Origin of the sequence: Nguyenibacter vanlangensis, assembly GCF_013376155.1 — a bacterium.
Taxonomy (GTDB): domain Bacteria; phylum Pseudomonadota; class Alphaproteobacteria; order Acetobacterales; family Acetobacteraceae; genus Gluconacetobacter; species Gluconacetobacter vanlangensis.
On the sequence record NZ_JABXXP010000590.1, the window covers coordinates 1 to 1,748 of the forward strand.

Sequence of the window (1,748 nt, forward strand, 5' to 3'; positions counted from 1 at the left end):
GCCCAGGGCCGCAACCACGCCGCCCGCGCCCACACCTGCGCCGGCCGCCGCCCCGCCGGCCGAGACGGAGTACGATTACGATGTCCTGGTCATCGGCGCCGGTCCCGGCGGCTATGTCTGCGCCATCCGCGCGGCCCAGTTGGGCTTCAAGGTCGCATGCGTGGAAAAGCGGGCGACGCTGGGCGGAACCTGCCTGAACGTGGGCTGCATTCCCTCGAAGGCGCTGCTGCAATCGTCCGAGAATTATCATGCCGCGACGCACGATTATGCCGGGCACGGCATCCTGATCGACGGCGTCAGGCTGGATCTGGCCCGCATGATGGCCCGCAAGGGCGAGGTGGTCGAGGCCAACGTGAAAGGCGTCGAATTCCTCTTCAAGAAAAACAAGGTCACCTGGCTGAAGGGCTTCGCGAAGCTGGAAGGCACCGGCCGCGTCACCGTGGACGGCAAGCCGGTGACGGCGCGGCATATCGTGATCGCCAGCGGCAGCGACAGCGCGGACCTGCCGGGCGTCACGGTGGATGAGAAGACCATCGTCACCTCGACCGGCGCGCTGGAACTGTCCGCGGTGCCGAAACGGCTGGTGGTGATCGGCGGCGGCGTCATCGGCCTGGAACTGGGCAGCGTGTGGAAGCGCCTGGGGGCCGAGGTCACGGTCGTCGAGTTCCTCGACCGCCTGGTGCCGGGCACGGATGGCGAAATCGCCAAGCAGTTCCAGCGGATTCTGGCCCGGCAGGGCCTGGGGATGAAGCTGGGCCACAAGGTGACCAAGGCGGAAAAGACCGCCCAGGGCGTGGTCCTGACGATCGAGCCGACGGCGGGCGGCAAGGCCGAGACGCTGGAATGCGACGTCGTCCTGCTGTCGATCGGGCGGGTCGCGGCCAGCCGCAACATGGGGCTGGAAGAGGCCGGCGTGGCGCTGGACGCGCGCGGGCGCATCGTCACCGACGCGCATTTCGCCACCAGCCTGCCGGGGGTCTATGCGATCGGCGACGTGATCGCCGGCCCGATGCTGGCGCACAAAGCCGAGGACGAAGGCGTGGCCCTGGCGGAAATCCTGGCCGGGCAGAAGGGGCATGTGAACTACGATGCCATTCCCAGCGTGGTCTATACCTGGCCCGAGGTCGCGACGGTCGGCCGGACCGAGGAAAGCCTGAAAGAAGCCGGAATAAACTACAAGGTCGGCAAGTTCCCCTTCATGGCCAATGGCCGCGCGCGCGCCGTGGGCATGACCGACGGGTTCGTCAAGATCCTGGCCGACGCGGCGTCGGACCGGGTGCTGGGCGTGCATATCATCGGCCCCGGCGCCGGAGAGATGATCGCCGAGGCGACCCTGGCGATGGAATTCGGCGCGTCGTCCGAAGACGTCGCCCGCACCTGCCACGCCCACCCGACCCTCAGCGAGGCGGTGAAGGAAGCCGCGCTGGATGTGGAAAAGCGCGCGATCCATATCTGACCGGCTTGATCTGACCGGCTTGCGGGCGCGGCCTTCGGGCCCGTCTCCGGGAACGGATGGTTGGACGGCGCGTCATGGCCAGGGGGCGGGCTTCGGTGCGGGGGATGGAAAAGCGGGGGATCGCGATGCGGGCAGTCGGTACGCTGGCGCTTCCCGGGGCCTGGATCGTGGCGGCGGGCGTTCTGGCCGTTTCCGTTTCCGCCCGGGCCGCCGCTCCGCAATCCGCGCCGGTCTCCCCGGCCGCGATCGCGACTCCGGCCGAGGACAACCCACCCGTCGACATCCCTGCCTT

The 1,748-nt window shown here is 68.8% G+C and carries 1 protein-coding gene and 1 pseudogene; both read left to right on the top strand.

Annotation, left to right across the window (positions count from 1 at the left end; genetic code table 11):
• Positions 1 to 1,456 (top strand): dihydrolipoyl dehydrogenase (lpdA, locus tag HUK84_RS17010; protein WP_176641326.1); only part of this gene is annotated, 1,456 nt, incomplete at its 5' end.
• Positions 1,457 to 1,530: 74 nt separating this feature from the next.
• Positions 1,531 to 1,748, top strand: a pseudogene (locus HUK84_RS22925) (hypothetical protein); the annotation flags it as partial.